This is a genomic window from Ulvibacterium sp. (assembly GCF_965228935.1).
Classification (GTDB): domain Bacteria; phylum Bacteroidota; class Bacteroidia; order Flavobacteriales; family Flavobacteriaceae; genus Ulvibacterium.
The window spans coordinates 4294752-4312066 of the sequence record NZ_OZ245846.1; the positions used below are offsets into that span (position 1 = coordinate 4294752).

Consider the following 17315-nt stretch of genomic DNA (forward strand, 5'->3'; position numbering starts at 1 on the left):
AATTTAAAACGCGGAATGCGGGTCATAATTTATAGGCCTGTCTTGCGAGAAGCAGTAATTGTCCATCACTCTTTTGAAAAACCAGCATAATCCCGATATGGACATCAACCGGCTCCCCGTTATTGGCCCCCTTTGCGGTCATGATGTGACGGGCTATGGCGGTGTTGCCATAAATTGTAATTTGATCTTGGGAGGTATTTATGGATAGAAAATCAAAGGGGCCGTTTAGCAGAGCCTCTATAAATTCAGCTTGATTTTCCAGAATTCCACTGGAATGTCCATAGGTAAGATTCTCGGAAGTAATCTTTTCCAATTTTTCCTTTTCGGGATGTACCAAGGCCTCATTTAGGTTTTCTACGGCCTTTACGACCTCATCTTTGTTGATTACATCCTGCCTTGATGAACAGTTTAAAGTCACTAATGCCAAAAAGAAGGACAAACCAAATATATATGTTCTCATTACCAAAAAATTGAAATTATATGTTTTCATATGTGTGGAGGAATTTCACCAAACTTTTGAACCTTTACTCTATGGGCCAAAAAACAAGCCCAATCGTTTCTAAATGACCACGGATGGAGGAGCCCCAAAAACCCATCAAACGACCTAGATACTCTCCCGTAGGTTTTTTATTAAGGACCAACCTAAAATTTAGATCCCCCCTGATACCACCATATTTCGGGGTAGTGCTCCCGTCATCAAAAATAAAGGCCAAACTATCAACAAGCCAGCCTGCAGCCCCACTAATTCCGACCAATTTTCGATTATCCGAGACAAGATACTTTTGCTGGGCCACACCTTTTACACTTCCAAAAGAGAACGTTCTGACCTCTCCTTTCCGCTCTATCTCAAATTGAAAACCCGCTATGGTCTCAAAACCGCGAGATGGTGGATTTTTGCTAACATACACCTGGATACTTTTTAGTACATCATCCGGTTCAAAAGCAATCACCTGTACCGATTTGCCCTCCTGAGCTTGAATACCCCCGACCCTGTTACCGTAGTGCACCTCACCTAGGAGCGGCTTATGGTCTTGTAGTACAACTTTTTGCTGACCAAACCCGACTTGGTAACCCAACAGCAAAAGGTATACGCTGAAAAGTACAGTGGGCAGCTTCATGAAATTCGCTACTGAATTGAAGCGGATTTTGAGGAATTCCATAACTCTCATGACAAAGACAAAAGAAAGCTTATCGTTGTGAATCCATGTAATCGTCCAATTCCTTTCGGGTCATGGGGAGCTTGCTATCCGGATACGCTTTGAGCCATTTCCTAAAATCGGCTTTGATGGCATCCGTCCATTTCGTATCTATTTGACCAGGGGTATATGTTTTTTCCCGTAAACGCTGAAAACCAAATTGGTCACGTAAACTGACCACTTCGGATGCCAATACCAATTTTGCCACTAAATGTGAAGGAATAAAAATTGTACCATATCTATTGGCGAGTACCACGTCCCCAGGCAACACTAAGGCCCTGCCAATACGTATGGGCGCATTAATGGACGTCAACATTTGTTCCTTGAGAAAAGAGGGGTCATCACCGCGGATCCAGCCATTGAATCCCTTGATATCGCGTAAGCCTTTTAAGTCCCTTACCCCGCCATCAAAGATTACCCCGTTCTGGGAATTGGCATAGATGGCATTTCCCAAGTTGGATCCTATTAGGGTGCCATCAATTACACGACCATAACCATCGGCAACATAAACATCCCCGGGTTGTAAAATCTCAATAGGCCATGAATTACTACCGCCGATTGTGTCACGGTTTTCTTGGGCCCCCTTAATTTTTATCAATTGTTTAAAGTCGGGACGTAAAGGCATGTATTGGGCCGTCACCACGCGACCTGTCATAATGCTATCCGGGTGAATAATCTGCCAGTTGCCCTCATATTGGTTGTGATAGCCATGGCCTCTTAAATAGCCCCAGGCTTCTTCCATTTGAATTCCCTTTAACCTTTTTAACAGGGCATCCGAAACCTTGGGCCTTCCGTCATCAAAACGCGGACCTGTCCAACTGGAAGTCAATTCTTTAATATATTCAGGAGTAGATGCTACCCCTTGTGGACGTACAAGTGCAAAGGAGCAAATAAATAGAAGGGTAAAAACAAAATTTTTGTTTGTCATGATTTCTATGTGTATTTAGGTTGGAAGGGTACTACGATACCCTTCGAAAATAAGCTAAAAATATGAGATTAGATGAAAAAAGTTGAACTCCCCCAAACTTTTGGCCTGGAGGAGTCAACGACAACCAAACTAACTCTAACAACTAGTATTTTAATTACAATTCCTATTTTATTGATCCCACCAGACCTGGGTGTCCAAATTATCCGGTCCCATACGGGCCACGGCCTCGGCCAGATTGTCCCCATTGACCGCTATTTCGTCATTGGGATACGTATGTCTGTTTATAAAATCCCCGGAAATGTCCTGTGCCGGAAAGGGATTTGGTGTTAAAACAGGAAAACCTGATCTTCGGAAGTTAGCAAAAGCCTCTGGTCCATTTAAAAAGGAAGCTACCCAATACTGTGTATTGATCTGTTCCAATGCATTACCCACATCAAATGGGTTGGCCACCAGATAGGCGTCGATATCCGATGTCGGGATTTCCATACTTGCATCATATAGTGCCATTTGTTCCATATGGGCGCGTACCCCGGCCTCATAATAATTGGAAGGCGCACCGCTCACCCAACCTCGGGTAGCTGCTTCGGCCAGTAGCAATTGGGTTTGGCCATAGGTAAGAATAAACATGGGGGAGTCTATTTTTGCAATACGGGTCCGGTCTGCTTGACTATAATCATAAAAGCTTGCCAAACCATCGGCCTCCGCTTGCGGTACAATGGAACCGTTATCAAAACCCATGGGCATACCTATTTGCACCGCAGGATCATTGGATGCAATATCCGCTACCTGCTCGGGACCGGAAGCGGCACCCACATAACGAACCGCAATGGAACCTAATCTGGGATCGGATGTGTTCGATAGGTAATCCACAAAGGAATCTACCAAATAGAAATTGTTGGCCTCACTGCCATTAAGGGTGTTACCGGCCGAGTTAACATAGTTGAAATCGTGCCGAATCACATAATTATCGTCATTGGATTCCATAAGTCCGCCCGCAACGGCTGCGGTAACCGTTTGTTGTGCCAATGCAGGATCTACTTCGGTCAACCGCATCCCCAATCTCAGCAATAAGGTGTAGCCCAACCTTTTCCATTTGGCAATATCCCCACCATACAATACTTCTCCGGGGTAAGTGTCACCCGAAGGGTTTAAGGCCGCGGCAGATGTGCTCACTACATTGATCAAATCTTGATAAATTGCTTCTTGGGCATCATATCTGGGAAATACGATTTGTTCGGAAATCCCCACACCTGCCTCAAAGTAGGGAACATCACCATACGTATCGGTCAGAAGTGCAAAGGCATGAGCTTGAATCAAAGTAGTCATATGCAACAAATTGCTTTTATCCGGTTGATCGGCCAACTGGGCTAGAATATCGCCCGTGTGTTTAATTACCGTGGTGTAATAGTCATTCCAGTGTTGCTGCGTGGAATTTCTGTTGTCCTGATTGTAGTTACCACCCGTGAGCACCCCGGAATTTGGGGAAACCATCTGTTGTACAATAGCCATGTCATAAATCAATTGTCCATTGGAGAAGGAGGTTCCTATAATAGCATTGTTCAACAAAAAAACTTCATCTACGCTTGTGGGATCTACGACATTGGTGTTCAGTTCGTCCAAATCCTCCTCACAGGAAAGCGTAACGCAGAGCAGCATGAAAACATATATGTATTTATATAGATTGTCCATTGTCATTATCTTTAAAATTTACAGTTCAAGTTAAATCCTATAGCACGAGTGGTCGGTACTCCTGTTGATTCCAAACCGGAAACATTATCCGAAGTAAATCCAAACGAATCGGGATCAATATTGGGTACCCACTTCTTGAGTATGAGCACATTATTGGCTACAAGACTAAGCTTAGCGCTTTTAAGAAAGAACTTTTCTGGAATAAGTTTTCTAAAATCATAGCCCAGTGTTATCTGCCGTAGTTTCCAGTAGCCGGCATTGTACACTATCGGTTCTATGAGCTGTTGCGAACGTACTACTTCCCAATAGCGTTGTGATTCCGTGGCGACAGTATTCACCTCTCCTGCTTGGTTTACGCCATCCCCAACAACCCCGGTCTCTCTGCCAGGTAATGTCATTTTGTGCAGGCCATGCCTCGTGGCGTTAAAGTTCGTTCCAGAAATCATATCGTTACCCAATCTGAAGTCTATAAGAAAGGAGAAATCAAAATCCTTATACCGGAAACTATTGGTGATACCACCGATATAGTTTGGAATAGCACTTCCAAAGAATACAATATCATCGGTACGTAAGGGCCGGCCATCATCGGCAAAGACTTGTCTGCCTTGATCATCTCTTTGAAAACCAAAACCGGCCAATTGCCCAATTTCCTCTCCCACAACTTGATACAGGAAACCATTGAATACATGTCTACCAACCAATATTCGTTCTCCTGGCTCGTCTGTAAGTAGACTAATTACCTTGGTCTTATTGTAAGCTATATTGAAGGAAGCATCCCATTGGAAATCTTCGGTTTGAACAGGTATCACATTTAACAAAGCCTCAACACCATCGTTTCTGCTTTCGCCACTATTGATAAGTTGATTTACGAATCCTGAAGCATTCGAAATCTGGGCCGTAACGATTTGGTCAAAGGTCGTCTTCCGGTAAACGGCCAAATCCAAACGCAGTCTATTATCCAAAAATCTAAGGTCTAGACCAATCTCGGTCTCCTTGACGCGCATTGGCCTAAGATCAGGATTGGGCAATATATTTCCGTCCGCCCCTGCAACAGGACTGAGGTTGCCATTGGGAGTGGGAAACAAATTGGCATTGATATTATAGAATAATTGATCGGAAAAAGGTTGTACATCCGTATCGCTGCCCACTTCGGCATAGGCTGCACGTATTTTCCCAAAAGTCAGCCAGTCCACGTTTAAATTATTGGAGAAAATATAACTCCCTGTTACGGAGGGATACAAAATGCTTCTATTATCGGGGGATAAGGTAGAGAACCAGTCATTGCGCAATGTAGCGTTCAAATAATAGGTGTCCTTGTAGGAAAGTTCTGCTGCACCATATAACGAATTGACCCCTCTGGTAAAAAGATCGTATGTGGGATCTTTTATACGGGCATTTTGTACCGTATATAAATCACGTATTACAAAATCCGTACCGACTACTCTATTGATTTGGGATTTTTGTTCCATGAGGTTACCTCCCACATTAACATCTACCCCAAAATCACCAAATTGCTTTGTCGCCGTTAAGAGAAAGTCAATATTGGTTTCCCTAAATCTTCTGGATTCCTGGGTATACTGACCATTTACAAAACCTTCCGGAGCGGGTTGTCTGGAAGCCTGTCCCGTAGGATAGTTGTTGTAATCCTGATCCCGGGACCAGTAATCCTGGCCAACCCTTCCTTGTAGCGAAAGCCACGGCAATATTTTATAGCGCAAAGCAATATTACCGAAAATACGATCTCGCTCAATTTTGTTGAACTGTTCAGATAGCGTAAAATAGGGATTGGTCCTATTCCGGAAACGGGAATAGACAAATTCGTTCCCTTCTGCATTAAATTTGTTTGCGTCCAACAAATCCAACGGCATGGAGTTGGCCATGTTATACAAGGCCACAGGAATGGTATTGTCCTGTTGGGCTACGTTGGGAGGATTGGTATTTTGTTCATTGGAATAGTTGACGGTAGCGGTGACGTTCAATTCATCAGACAAATCATAGCTTAGCCCTAAGTTTACCGTCCGCCGTTCAAATTCGTTATTGGGGGTTATACCCTGACTTGCCAAATTGGAAAGTGAGAGATTGAATCCTCCTTTTTCGTTGCCCCCTGAAATAGCTATGGAATGGGTAACATCCAAACCATCCCGGTAGAACTTCCTTACTCTATCAAATTGTGGTACATAAGGCACTTCTATACCATCGAATAAAATCTGGGTCATCCCCGGTTGAAATCGCTCTCCAAAAGACCATTGCCCAGAAGTGGGATTTGCAGAGGTGGGCCGTACCCCATTTTCCCCTTGACCGTATTCATATTGATAGTCCGTGAAATCCAGCGGGGTTTGATTTACAATATTGAGATTATAGGTTACTCCAATACCTTGGCCTTCGCCTCTAGTCTTGGTGGTTATCATGATTACGCCATCCTTGGCCCGTGACCCATAAAGCGCAGCGGCAGCAGCACCTTTTAAGACGGTCATACTTTCAATATCATCCGGGTTTATACTGGAAAAACCGTCTCCACCGTCAGAGGTAATGCCTCCACCACTAGTAGCACTATTTTCGCCTCCTGTACTTCTTGGATTTGTTCCAAAAGAAGTGTTATCGACAGGTACGCCGTTGACTACCAATAAAGGTGTATTTGTTCCTCCTATCGAAGACTGACCCCGTAGCCTTACCTTGGTAGATCCTCCAGGCCCCGTACCCAGAGAGGAGACATTTACACCTGCTACTTTACCTTGCAAGGTGCTCATAAAATTGGTGGTCCTATTTACATTCAATTCTTCGCCGTCTACCTTTGAAACGGCATAGCCCAATTTTCGGGCATCCTTTCTGATTCCCAAGGCAGTTACTACCACTTCGTCCAATTCTTCAGAATCCTCCGAGAGGGAAACATTAATGGTACTGGATCCGCCTACGGGAATTTCCTTTGTTCCGTAGCCCAATCCGCTAAAAACCAAAACTGCATTGTCCTCGGAAAGTTCAATGGTATAGTTTCCGTCAAAATCCGTGGCCACCCCATTGGTCGTATTCTTTTCAACCACTGAGATTCCAGGAATCGGTGAGCCATTTGTATCCGTTACCGTTCCCGTAACCGATTGTTGCAGGGGAGGGATCGAAACCTTTACATCCACAATGTCCAATGGTTCCTTTTTGGTCAATATAATCTGGGTTTCAAAAACCTCGAATTTTGTAAAGGTTCCCTCGAACAAATCGGTCAAAACATAGGTTACAGGTTCCTCAATATAGTTGACCGTAACCTTCCGTTCGTAATCAACCTGGTCATCACTATATAATACCTTGAATTCCGTAAGCGACTCTATTTCCTTCAATACCTTTTCAACACTTACATTTTGAAGTTGCAGGGTGATTTTGGTTTCCAAGGCCTCGGACATACCTCCTTGGGCCTGAAAAAAGGAAACGACAAAAAGGTATAGGGCAAGTTTCATTTTGAGATGGAGCTTCAACGAATAGGGAGTTGCCCTCCCTATTCTCTTCATCGGGATTTTCATATCTTTGCTGTAATTTAGATGGTTAACGTAAGTTTTAGATCACTCTAAATCCAATCGGGAAATGTGCCAGCATTTTCCGATTTTCTTTTTTTGAGTCAGTTGTCAAGAGTTTTGTTTCATAGGCATTCCATTTTTTAAGGTTGTTCGATAATAATTTGATTGTCTTCCCTTATTTCAAAATGCAAGGGATGGCTCTTTTTGAAGGCGCTAAGAATCTGTTCCATGGTTTCCGTATCGAAACTGGCGGTAAAACGCACATCATCCAAGGCCTTATTGTTATTGGTTATGGTAACATCATAGTTTCGTTCCAATTTTTTTAGAATATCCTTAAAAGGGATATGGTTGAAGATAATTCTACCATCCATCCAGCCCGTATAGATATCGGTGTCCACCTCCTCATAAGCCATGGACCTGTCTTCCTTTTGCCATGAGGCCATAAAACCAGGTTGTAGCCTGGTCTGATCCTCCTCATCAAAATCCTGTCCTTCTTCGAAAAAACCGACCGATCCTTCGACCAATACGGTCTTTACCATCTCATCTTCTGGATATGCCGAAAGATTGAATCGGGTTCCCAAAACCTGAATGTTGAGTTCGTCCACATTGATGATAAAAGGATGCAACGCATCCTGGGCAACGTCAAAATAAGCTTCGCCCTGTAAGAACACCTGCCTGTTTTTTCCTCTTATAAATTCTACAGGATATCGCAAGGTGGTACCTGAATTGAGATGTACCTTAGTGCCATCGGACAGTATTAACATAAACCTTTTCCCATAGGATACCTTTAGGGTATTGTATACAAATTTTTTTCCCGCTGAGGATTTATGATAAATCAGTTGGTTTCCATTCTGCAACCCAATGCGATATCCCTTATTGTCCAATACCGAAGTAGTCCCTTCACCGGAAAGAACCTTTGTACTGCCATCGGATAATCGTAAGGTAATCTTATCGGTGGAATCCATTTCGGATTCTACCGATCCGTCCGGAGCGGAGACCTGTTTATAGACCAGTCCAATTCCCAAAAATACCAGGGCAACGGCAGCATACTTTAACAACTTCCCAAGTCTAAGTTTTTGATAGGTGCTTTTATCCTTTTTGATCTTTTCGAGCAGACGTTTTTTCGTCCTATCGGAATTGTATTGCCCCATGGCGTAGTTTATTGCATAATTGATTTCAATAAAAGACCTAAAGGTCTTTAGATTGCCTTTCTTTTCCAACCATGATGTCAAGGAATCCAGTTCCTCGGAAGTAATAGATTGGGTGAAGTAGTTTGTTATTATGTTCTTTATCTCCGATTTCCCCATGGCGTATATTTCGTTTACGAACTCATTTTTTAAAACCCTAAATTTTTCATGGATTTTTTATACATTGTGGGAAAATAACTCCTAAAAAATATCAATTTCTTATTTGCGATGGTCGATTTTAACAATAACACAAGATTGATACAATGTTTGAAGGATGGAAATGAAAAGGCCTATTCCTTCTTGGTGGATAAGTACCATCATCGATTATGTGTTTATGTAAATAGTTTGGTAAACGACAAAGATCAAGCCGAGGATATCGTACAGAACGTATTTATCCGGACTTGGGAAAGACGTAAAAACCTGAATGCCGAATACACCATTAAAAGCTTTCTTTACAAATCGGCGCACAATGAGTTTATTGATCAGTATAGAAAACGGAAGTCCGTTACCGCCCTGGAAAAAAAATACATCGAGGAACTGGATAGACTGGTAACAAGGGACGAGGCCTTTTTTGAAAAGCTACTCTTTAGGGTACAACGGGAAATACAAAACCTTCCCCCCAAATGCAAGGAAATATTTCTGATGAGTAAACGGGACGGCCTGAGCAATATTGAAATTGCCGAATATCTAAATGTGTCCAAAAAGACCATAGAGTATCATATGACCAAGGCATTCACCATACTCAGGAAAAGGGCCAATAGCGATGTTGAACCCACTTTGTTTTTGTTGTTTGGCGTACCGGTCTTAAAACGATGAGTTTTGTGGTGGAAAATTCCAATAGCACCATGGCGAATTGTACTTTTACCACTGTTTTTGTTTTGGTTTTCCTGAGACGCCCATTCCCCGTCTTTTCATTATTTTTGATGGATTTTGAATATTACGCTTAAGATATGATGAAAAATATAATTTTTGCAATTTTAGGTTTGTTCATGGCCTGCAATTCTTCCCAAAAACCGATAGCGGAAACCGTGCAGGATTTGGTCTCGGAAGTCAATTCGATTTCCTTTGCGGAGACCATCACCGAAGCGGAGTTAAAGGAGCATCTTTATACCTACGCCTCGGATGAATTTGAAGGTAGGGAAACCGGAAAGCCTGGTCAGAAAAAAGCAGTGGACTATTTAAAAACGGAGTATACAAAATTAGGTATTCCCGCGGCAAAGGGAGACAGCAACTATTTTCAGGACGTGCCTCTGGAAATAACCCAATTGCCTACAGGAAGTGTTATTCTTAATACCTTGGAATATCCCATAGGCGAACATATCCTTACCTTTAATGCGGCCGATGGTTCCTATGCGGAAATCGTCTACGTAGGATATGGAATTGAAGAAGATGGATATTCCGATTATGATGGTCTGGATGTTACCGGAAAAATGGTCTTGGTGAAATCCGGTGAACCCAAAAACACGGACGGTACGTATACGATTTCCGGCACCCAGGAAAAGTCTATTTGGAGCAATCTCTCTGAATCTTTGGGCAAACGGATGAAGCTGGCCTCTGAGAAAGGAGCCAGGGGTATATTCTATTACGATCGGGCCAACTTCAGCAGGTTCAAAAGCCAGTTCCGATATATGAAAAACAATGATAACGGAAAAATGGGCCTAAAATCCAAGGACGATAAACAGTTTTTCAAATTTTTCATAAATACGGATTTCGCCAAGGCCCTGTTTCCAGAAATTGAAAATGATTCGACTTCAAAAACAGTTCCCGTTCAATTGGAATTTAAGGTAAGGAGCGAAAATGAAATAGTAAGCTCGGAAAATGTGGTCGCTATTTTGAAGGGTTCCGAAAAACCCGGAGAGTATGTAATCATCTCGTCCCATTTAGATCATATTGGTGTTACCCCAGATGGCGACATCAACAACGGTGCGGACGATGATGGTTCCGGTACGGTGGCCATGCTGGAAATTGCCGAAGCATTTAAAAAAGCGGCCGATGCTGGCAAGGGCCCTAAACGTTCCATTGTTTTCCTTCACGTTACGGGAGAGGAAAAAGGGCTACTGGGATCATTGTACTATACCGATTTTGAACCTATTTTTCCCTTGGACCAGACCGTTGCCAATCTCAATATAGATATGATAGGTAGGATCGATCCTAAACGGGAAGGGAATAGAAACTATGTCTACCTCATTGGTTCCGATAAATTGAGCACCGATCTTCATCAACTTTCCGAAGAAATGAATAAAAAGTATACCAATTTGGAACTTGACTATACCTATAACGATGAAAATGATCCCAACCGATTTTATTACAGAAGCGATCACTACAATTTCGCCAAAAACAATATTCCCATAATTTTCTATTTCAATGGTACGCACAATGACTATCACAGACCTAGTGATACCCCGGATAAAATCAATTACGATCTATTGCTGAACAGGACCAGATTAATATTTCACACGGCCTGGGAGGTGGCCAACCGAGACCAAAAGGTTGTTGTGGACAAGGTCAGTAAATAAAAAGTCCCGTCAACAAAAGACGGGACTTTTTACTAAATCGGGTGGAAGACCGGGTTCGAACCGGCGACCTCTGGAACCACAATCCAGCGCTCTAACCAGCTGAGCTACAACCACCATTTACAAAGCGGTTGCAAAGGTAATTTTTTTTCATCGATCTTTCAAAATATGACTCGGCTATTTTCAGGGTTTGCCTCAGCTTTTAGAAGGGCTATATCTATCAAAAATATCGATGAAATACCTTTTTATACCGACAAAACACACAAAAAATGCGGTTTCACAACAATAATTAGACTAACCAGAACTGAGAAATTAATTTTAAGCATTTATAAGACACTGCAGTATGTCCTGGATAAATGCCCCTGTTCGATCTTTTCCAATCCATTGGAAGCAGTACATACTTTTATACGTTGTCGGACTCCTTTCGGTACATTTTTCTTTTGCCCAATCTACAAAACTTGACAATCTGGAGGATCGGATAAAAAATCTGAGAACCCAGTCTGATTTTACTCCGCAGGATACCACATATATCAACCTGCTCAACGAACTTGGAGGAGAATTACGGTTTTATAATTTGGATAGCCTTCTTATACTTTCCAAAGAGGCTTTTAAGCATAGCGAATCCTTAGGATATAAAAAAGGGAAAAGTATATCCCTTTTGGGGATGGGCGATTATTATTCTGACCGAGGTGAACACACCAAGGGTATATCCCACTACAAAAGCGCATTGGTATTTGCAGAAGAGATAAACAATCCCAAACTCATACTGCGGTTAAAAAATAATTTGGCAGGTGAATTCGGTTATTTGGGAGATTATGCCAAGGCCCTGAACGGATATCTGGAGAGCATACAAATTGCCAAACGTGTGGATGACAAGCTCATGTTATCCATTTTAAACGAAAACATAGCAAATTTATATGTATCGCAAAAGGACTATGAACAGGCCTTGGAGTTTTATGAGATTGTAAAAAAAATAAATCAGGGGATTGGCAATGAAGTGACTTCTGCAGAAACCATGAGCAATATGGCTTCCGCATACGCCGATATGGGAAAACTAGATTATGCCATGTTCAACATAAATAGTAGTATCACTGTTTTTGAAAAGCATGACATTAGGGATTGGCTTGCCTTTGCTTATGAAATAAAGGGAAAAACCTACCTAAAGCAGAAAAAATACAAGTGGGCCCTGTACTGGTACAATCAAGCTGAAATGCTCCATAAAAAACTGGACGATGATCGAGGGGAAATCGATCTGTTGAACGGAATGGCCGAAGCACATCTTGGCCTTAAAAATGATAGTACTTCACAGCACTACGCACTTAAGGCCTATGAAATTTCAACAAAAATCAATTTTAGGGAGGGTACCCAAAAATGTGCCAAGACCCTCTATAAAGTCAATAAAAACAAAAAGGACTTTGCTACAGCCCTAAAATATCATGAGGTTTATCAAGGTCTTTCCGATACACTTTCCCGAAACGAAAACAAAAAAAGCCTTACCATGCTAGAGACCAAGGTAGAGCATGAAAAACAAAAGATGGCCTTGGTCCGGGAAAATGAAATTGCTTTGGCCACCCAACAGAATTATGTCAATGCCGCACTCGCCATTCTTTTGATTTTCGTTGTAGTGACATTTCTTGTTCATAGGGGTGAAAAAATTCAGAAAAAACTGAACAGGAAACTTCAGGTAAAAGCAGAGGAGCTGGAAAAAAACGATTTGGAACTTCGGGAAATCAACGATACCAAGGACAAACTTTTCTCAATTATCGCCCACGACCTTAGAGGGCCCATAGGAGCCTTTCAAGGGTTGCTGAAGCTCTTTAATACCAAAGAAATTGACCAATCCGAGTTTTTAAGTTTCATTCCAAAATTGGGAACGGATATAGACCATATATCCTTCACCTTAAACAATCTCTTATCCTGGGGGCAGTCGCAGATGAACGGTGCCACTACCAAGCCAAGGATAATCCTTCTTGAAAATATTGTGGAAGAGAACTTGAATCTACTTTCTGAAATGGCGACCAATAAATCCATCAAGATGACGAGTCAACTTTTGCCGAACACAATGGTGTGGTCGGATGCAAATCAGATCGATATCGTGATTCGGAACCTGATCAGTAACGCACTTAAGTTTACCCCTGAAAATGGAATGATTACCGTTAAGGCCACGGAAAAGAACAAACATTGGGAAATTTCAGTACGTGATAACGGAATTGGGATGGATCGGGAGACCCAGGGAAAAATATTTGAAGATAACCATAACATAACCACCTACGGTACAAACAATGAAAAAGGTACCGGTCTTGGACTCTCCCTGTGCAAGGAAATGGTAGAAAAAAATGGCGGGAGAATTTGGGTAGAAAGTTATCTTAGAAAGGGATCGACCTTCTTTTTTACGGTACCCAAAGCCAGCAAGGAATACCAAAAAGCAGTTTAGATCAGCGCATCCAAATCCCTAACTGCCAAGGGGCGTTCCACTGTGAATCCTTCCGCATGTTCCACCCCTACCAATCTTCCCAGATCCCTTGCCCTATAATTCACACTATCCAAAAAATTCTTGCTACTTATCGGGGTCTCCGGCTCTTTGCTTTTTGGATCGTGAAACTGCGAACTATAGGCCAAAATTGCCTCATTCTTCTTTTCAATGAATCCTGATACATCCACGGCAAAATCGGGTTTTAGATTTTTCCATTGAATGAAATGATACACCTGCTTGGGACGCCAGGGTTCCTGCCATTGATCATCGCCTTCCGCTTTCGTATCGATTTTTACCAAACCACTTAAGAAACAGGCATCGCTTACCAGTTTACTTCCCTTTGCATGATCGATATGGCGATCTTCTATTGCATTACAGAGCACAATTTCCGGTTGATATTTCCGAATCACACGGATTAAGGGTAACTGATGGGCCTTATCGTTTACAAAGAAGCCGTCTGCAAATTCCATATTTTCCCGAATCTCCACCCCTAGTATCTCTGCTGCCTTTGCCGCTTCCTTGTCACGTATTTCCGCCGATCCCCGTGTTCCCAGTTCCCCTCGGGTAAGGTCTACAATACCTACTTTCTTTCCATTGGCAATCGCTTTGGCCATAGTGGCACCGGCTCCTAATTCGGCATCATCCGGATGGGCACCGAATACGAGTATGTCTAATTTCATTTTTATGGTTTAGTTAAAACTTTGATCGGTTGTTCCTTAAATTGACCTGTTCCTTGCTACAACTTCACTTGGTCAGCTTTTTTACTTTTGTCAAGGCCTCTTCTATATCCGCTATTAAATCCTCCGGTTCCTCTATGCCTACCGAAAATCGTATGAGCGCATCGGAGATTCCCTGTCTTTCCCGCTCTTTTGCACCTAAAAGGGCATGTGACGTAAGGGCCGGTGATAAGACCGTACTTTCCACTCCTGCCAAACTCATGGAAGATTTAATCAATCCCAATGCCTTTTGAAATTGTAGGGCATCCAAATTTTCCTTTAGTTCAAAGGAAAGCATCCCTCCAAAACCTTTCATTTGGGATTTGGCAATAGCATGATCTGGATGGTTGGGTAACCCTGGGTAATAGACTTTCCGGATGTCATCATGTGAGGCAAGGTACTCTGCCATTCGTTGTGCATTTTCATTCTGTGCCCTTACGCGAATACCCATGGTCTTCATGCTGCGTTCCAGCAACCAAACGGTATAATCGCTCAAACTTCCACCCAAATTTTTGGCCAGATTAAATATAGGTGCAATATACTTTTGGGTTGATGCCACGGCTCCCGCACAGATATCAGAATGCCCGCCCATATACTTGGTGGCACTATGGATGACCACATCGATTCCATAGTCGAAGGGATTTTGGTTCACAGGGCTTGCAAAGGTATTATCGATCATTGAAATGAGACCGTGCTTTCTTGCAATTTCGGATATCCCTGATAAATCCGTAATGGTCAAAAGTGGATTGGACGGGGTTTCGATATAAATCACCTTTGTATTTTCCTTGACAAGGTCTTCAAAGTCTTCCAGTCGCCCTCCTTGGGTAAACGAATATTCAATACCAAATTTATTGAATTCCTCGGTTATCAAGTGGTAGGTACCTCCATATAGAGTTTGTTGGAGGACAACGTGATCGCCGGACTTCAAAAAAGCCAACAAAGTTGTACTTATGGCGGCCATTCCACTTCCAAAAATCAATGCTGCCTCGGTATGTTCCAAAGCAGCTATTTTTTTACACAAAGCTTCCTGGTTGGGCGTATTGAAGTACCGGGGGTATCGTTTTATATCCACATCGTCAAAGGCATAGGACGTACTCATGTACAGGGGCGAAATAGATCCCTTGTATGCATTATCCTTCACTTCGCCCACATGGGTACAAATGGTATTGAGTCCCTTTTCCTTAGTATCCATTCCTGATTAAATTGGAAGTTGACAAAGGTAATGAAATCGATTCAAGTTCAAATTCAAAGATCAAATACAAATCCAAATGTCAAGTACAGATGTCAAATACAAACTCGGCCCCTGTCGGTACTTTGGGCATTGAACATCGGGCTTTAGGCATTTTCAAATCAAAAATTCCGAAGATGGGTTTATATTTCCTTATCGATTCATTTTCACATTAATCCATTTTCAAACTCAAACTCAAATACAGATACAAATGTCAAATACGAACTCGAAGCCTGACGTTACTTTGGGCTTTGGGCATCAGGCTTTGGGCATTTTCAAATTAACCTATTTTCAAATCACAAATTCTAAATTCCAAGCAACAAATTCCGAAGATGGGTTTAAATTTCCTTATCGATTCATTTTCAAATGGATATCATTTACACTCTGATCCATTGAATCCCTATTACATCAAACCTGGACCCGTTTCCAATTCCCTTTTCTAAACCAAACTATTGCAATAATGGCAAGTAAAACCTCGGCGGTGGTGATGGCAATAAAAACGCCCATTGCACCTAGATTAAAGGTTATGGCGCCAAGATAGGCCACAGGTAATTGAAATAACCAAAAAGAAACGAAATTTATCTTTGTGGGTGTCCCGGTATCCCCTGCCCCATTGAATGCCTGGGTGATAACCATTCCATAGGCATAGAAAATGTATCCGGCCGCAATAATTTGCAGGCATAGGCCTCCATTTTCAATCACCACGGGATTATCGTTAAACCACCCCACAATGGTCTTGGCAAAAAACAAATAGACTATGGAAACAAGTGCCATGAAATACGCATTGTATTTGCCCGTCTTCCAGACAGAAGTTTCCGCACGATCAGGCTGTTTCGCCCCAAGGTTTTGACCTACCAAAGTCGCCGCGGCATTGCTCATACCCCATGAGGGCATCAATGTAAACAACATTACACGAATTGCAATAGTATAACCAGCCAGCACCTCGCTTCCAAATTCAGATATGATCCGCATAAGGAACACCCAACTTGAGGTTCCGATCAAGAATTGGGCGATACCTCCCAAAGACACTTTGATCAGGTTAAACATTACCTTGACGTTCAGTACAATATCCTTTAGCGCAAGTCTTATACGGCCCCAGCCAAAAAACAATATTCCCAATTGGAACAGTACCGCGGTACCCCTTCCGATATTGGTGGCGATGGCGGCCCCCATGACTCCGAATTCGGGAATAGGCCCCAGTCCAAAGATAAATATGGGATCCAGGATAATATTCAAACCGTTGGACAAGACTAATGTCCACATGGCGATGGAGGCATCACCGGCACCCCTAAAAATGGCATTGATCAAGAACAGCAACAAAATAGTAATGTTGCCCCCAATGAGCCATTGGGTATATCCGTATCCTTCATCTATCAAATCCTGTTCGGCTCCCATGAGTGCCAAGATTTCCCGGGCATACAGGAATCCTATTATGCCTACCAAAACAGCGACCAAAATACCCAATAATATGGCCTGTACCGCGGACTCCCTTGCGCCCTTTACATCCTTCTCGCCTATTCTACGGGCCACTACCGCTGTTGCCGCCATACTTAGACCAATGGCAACCGCATATACCAAGGTAATCACAGATTCCGTGAGTCCGATCGTAGCTACCGCATTTACACTGACCTGGGAAACATAGGCAATATCCACAATGGCAAAAATGGATTCCATCATCATCTCCAAGATCATGGGAATGGAAAGCATGAATATGGCCTTGCGAATACTTCCGGTGGTGAACTCGGTCTCCCGGCCGGTTACGGCCGTGATGAAATATTTAAAAAGTTTTTTTAAAGAAAGTGTATTATGATGTGTCATTATGTAAAGAAATTATGTTGAACGAAGAGAAAGATGTCAAGCAGACCGATAGGAATATCGATTACTT

12 protein-coding genes and 1 tRNA gene are annotated in these 17315 nt (G+C 42.5%); 3 read left to right on the forward strand and 10 right to left on the reverse strand.

Annotated elements, in window-relative coordinates; genetic code table 11:
* Positions 1 to 22: 22 nt before the first annotated feature.
* From ACO06Y_RS18195 to ACO06Y_RS18220, 6 genes are all read right to left on the reverse strand, one after another.
* Positions 23 to 460, reverse strand: a complete 438-nt coding sequence (locus tag ACO06Y_RS18195; protein WP_422080441.1) for a nuclear transport factor 2 family protein — start codon at positions 458 to 460, stop codon at positions 23 to 25.
* A 64-nt stretch (positions 461 to 524) separates the two neighbouring features.
* Positions 525 to 1118 carry a jacalin-like lectin gene (locus ACO06Y_RS18200; RefSeq protein WP_422080442.1) on the reverse strand — a complete coding sequence of 198 codons (594 nt, stop codon included), beginning with the start codon at positions 1116 to 1118 and terminating at the stop codon, positions 525 to 527.
* Positions 1119 to 1188: 70 nt separating this feature from the next.
* Complete coding sequence (locus ACO06Y_RS18205; protein WP_422080443.1) at positions 1189 to 2124, reverse strand: RraA family protein; 936 nt, start codon at positions 2122 to 2124, stop codon at positions 1189 to 1191.
* A 168-nt stretch (positions 2125 to 2292) separates the two neighbouring features.
* Entirely contained in the window at positions 2293 to 3813 is a 1521-nt protein-coding gene (locus tag ACO06Y_RS18210) for a SusD/RagB family nutrient-binding outer membrane lipoprotein (RefSeq protein ID WP_422080444.1), read from the reverse strand.
* 11 nt (positions 3814 to 3824) lie between these two features.
* Positions 3825 to 7319 (reverse strand): SusC/RagA family TonB-linked outer membrane protein, encoded by a 3495-nt coding sequence (locus ACO06Y_RS18215; RefSeq protein WP_422080445.1) that lies wholly within the window; start codon positions 7317 to 7319, stop codon positions 3825 to 3827.
* 134 nt (positions 7320 to 7453) lie between these two features.
* Positions 7454 to 8620, reverse strand: a complete 1167-nt coding sequence (locus tag ACO06Y_RS18220) for a FecR family protein (RefSeq protein ID WP_422080447.1) — start codon at positions 8618 to 8620, stop codon at positions 7454 to 7456.
* A 135-nt stretch (positions 8621 to 8755) separates the two neighbouring features.
* On the opposite strand from ACO06Y_RS18220, the gene ACO06Y_RS18225 reads away from it, so the two are divergent.
* Together ACO06Y_RS18225 and ACO06Y_RS18230 are read left to right on the forward strand one after the other, a co-directional pair.
* Positions 8756 to 9316, forward strand: a complete 561-nt coding sequence (locus tag ACO06Y_RS18225) for an RNA polymerase sigma factor (protein WP_422080448.1) — start codon at positions 8756 to 8758, stop codon at positions 9314 to 9316.
* 137 nt (positions 9317 to 9453) lie between these two features.
* Complete coding sequence (locus ACO06Y_RS18230) at positions 9454 to 11016, forward strand: M28 family metallopeptidase (protein ID WP_422084195.1); 1563 nt, start codon at positions 9454 to 9456, stop codon at positions 11014 to 11016.
* Between the two features lie 39 nt (positions 11017 to 11055).
* Here the strand turns inward: ACO06Y_RS18230 and ACO06Y_RS18235 are convergent.
* Positions 11056 to 11131 (reverse strand) — tRNA-His (locus ACO06Y_RS18235).
* A gap of 225 nt (positions 11132 to 11356) precedes the next feature.
* On the opposite strand from ACO06Y_RS18235, the gene ACO06Y_RS18240 reads away from it, so the two are divergent.
* On the forward strand, positions 11357 to 13447 hold the full coding sequence (locus tag ACO06Y_RS18240; protein ID WP_422080449.1) for a tetratricopeptide repeat-containing sensor histidine kinase: 2091 nt from the start codon (positions 11357 to 11359) through the stop codon (positions 13445 to 13447).
* Here ACO06Y_RS18240 and bshB1 read toward each other — a convergent pair.
* The 3 genes from bshB1 to ACO06Y_RS18255 form a co-directional block, all read right to left on the reverse strand.
* Positions 13444 to 14166: a bacillithiol biosynthesis deacetylase BshB1 gene (gene bshB1, locus ACO06Y_RS18245; protein ID WP_422080450.1), complete on the reverse strand. Its 723-nt coding sequence runs from the start codon at positions 14164 to 14166 to the stop codon at positions 13444 to 13446. The genes ACO06Y_RS18240 and bshB1 overlap by 4 nt on opposite strands.
* Positions 14167 to 14230: 64 nt before the next feature.
* Complete coding sequence (locus ACO06Y_RS18250; protein WP_422080451.1) at positions 14231 to 15394, reverse strand: trans-sulfuration enzyme family protein; 1164 nt, start codon at positions 15392 to 15394, stop codon at positions 14231 to 14233.
* A gap of 444 nt (positions 15395 to 15838) precedes the next feature.
* Complete coding sequence (locus tag ACO06Y_RS18255; protein ID WP_422080452.1) at positions 15839 to 17248, reverse strand: MATE family efflux transporter; 1410 nt, start codon at positions 17246 to 17248, stop codon at positions 15839 to 15841.
* Positions 17249 to 17315: the final 67 nt, after the last annotated feature.

Bases quoted from the DNA above. Each gene is read 5' to 3' on its own strand.
- ACO06Y_RS18195 (WP_422080441.1), bottom strand. From the start codon at position 460: ATGAGAACATATATATTTGGTTTGTCCTTCTTTTTGGCATTAGTGACT.
- ACO06Y_RS18200 (WP_422080442.1), bottom strand. From the start codon at position 1,118: ATGAAGCTGCCCACTGTACTTTTCAGCGTATACCTTTTGCTGTTGGGT.
- ACO06Y_RS18205 (WP_422080443.1), bottom strand. From the start codon at position 2,124: ATGACAAACAAAAATTTTGTTTTTACCCTTCTATTTATTTGCTCCTTT.
- ACO06Y_RS18210 (WP_422080444.1), bottom strand. From the start codon at position 3,813: ATGGACAATCTATATAAATACATATATGTTTTCATGCTGCTCTGCGTT.
- ACO06Y_RS18215 (WP_422080445.1), bottom strand. From the start codon at position 7,319: ATGAAAATCCCGATGAAGAGAATAGGGAGGGCAACTCCCTATTCGTTG.
- ACO06Y_RS18220 (WP_422080447.1), bottom strand. From the start codon at position 8,620: ATGGGGAAATCGGAGATAAAGAACATAATAACAAACTACTTCACCCAA.
- ACO06Y_RS18230 (WP_422084195.1), top strand. From the start codon at position 9,454: ATGAAAAATATAATTTTTGCAATTTTAGGTTTGTTCATGGCCTGCAAT.
- ACO06Y_RS18240 (WP_422080449.1), top strand. From the start codon at position 11,357: ATGTCCTGGATAAATGCCCCTGTTCGATCTTTTCCAATCCATTGGAAG.
- bshB1 (WP_422080450.1), bottom strand. From the start codon at position 14,166: ATGAAATTAGACATACTCGTATTCGGTGCCCATCCGGATGATGCCGAA.
- ACO06Y_RS18250 (WP_422080451.1), bottom strand. From the start codon at position 15,394: ATGGATACTAAGGAAAAGGGACTCAATACCATTTGTACCCATGTGGGC.
- ACO06Y_RS18255 (WP_422080452.1), bottom strand. From the start codon at position 17,248: ATGACACATCATAATACACTTTCTTTAAAAAAACTTTTTAAATATTTC.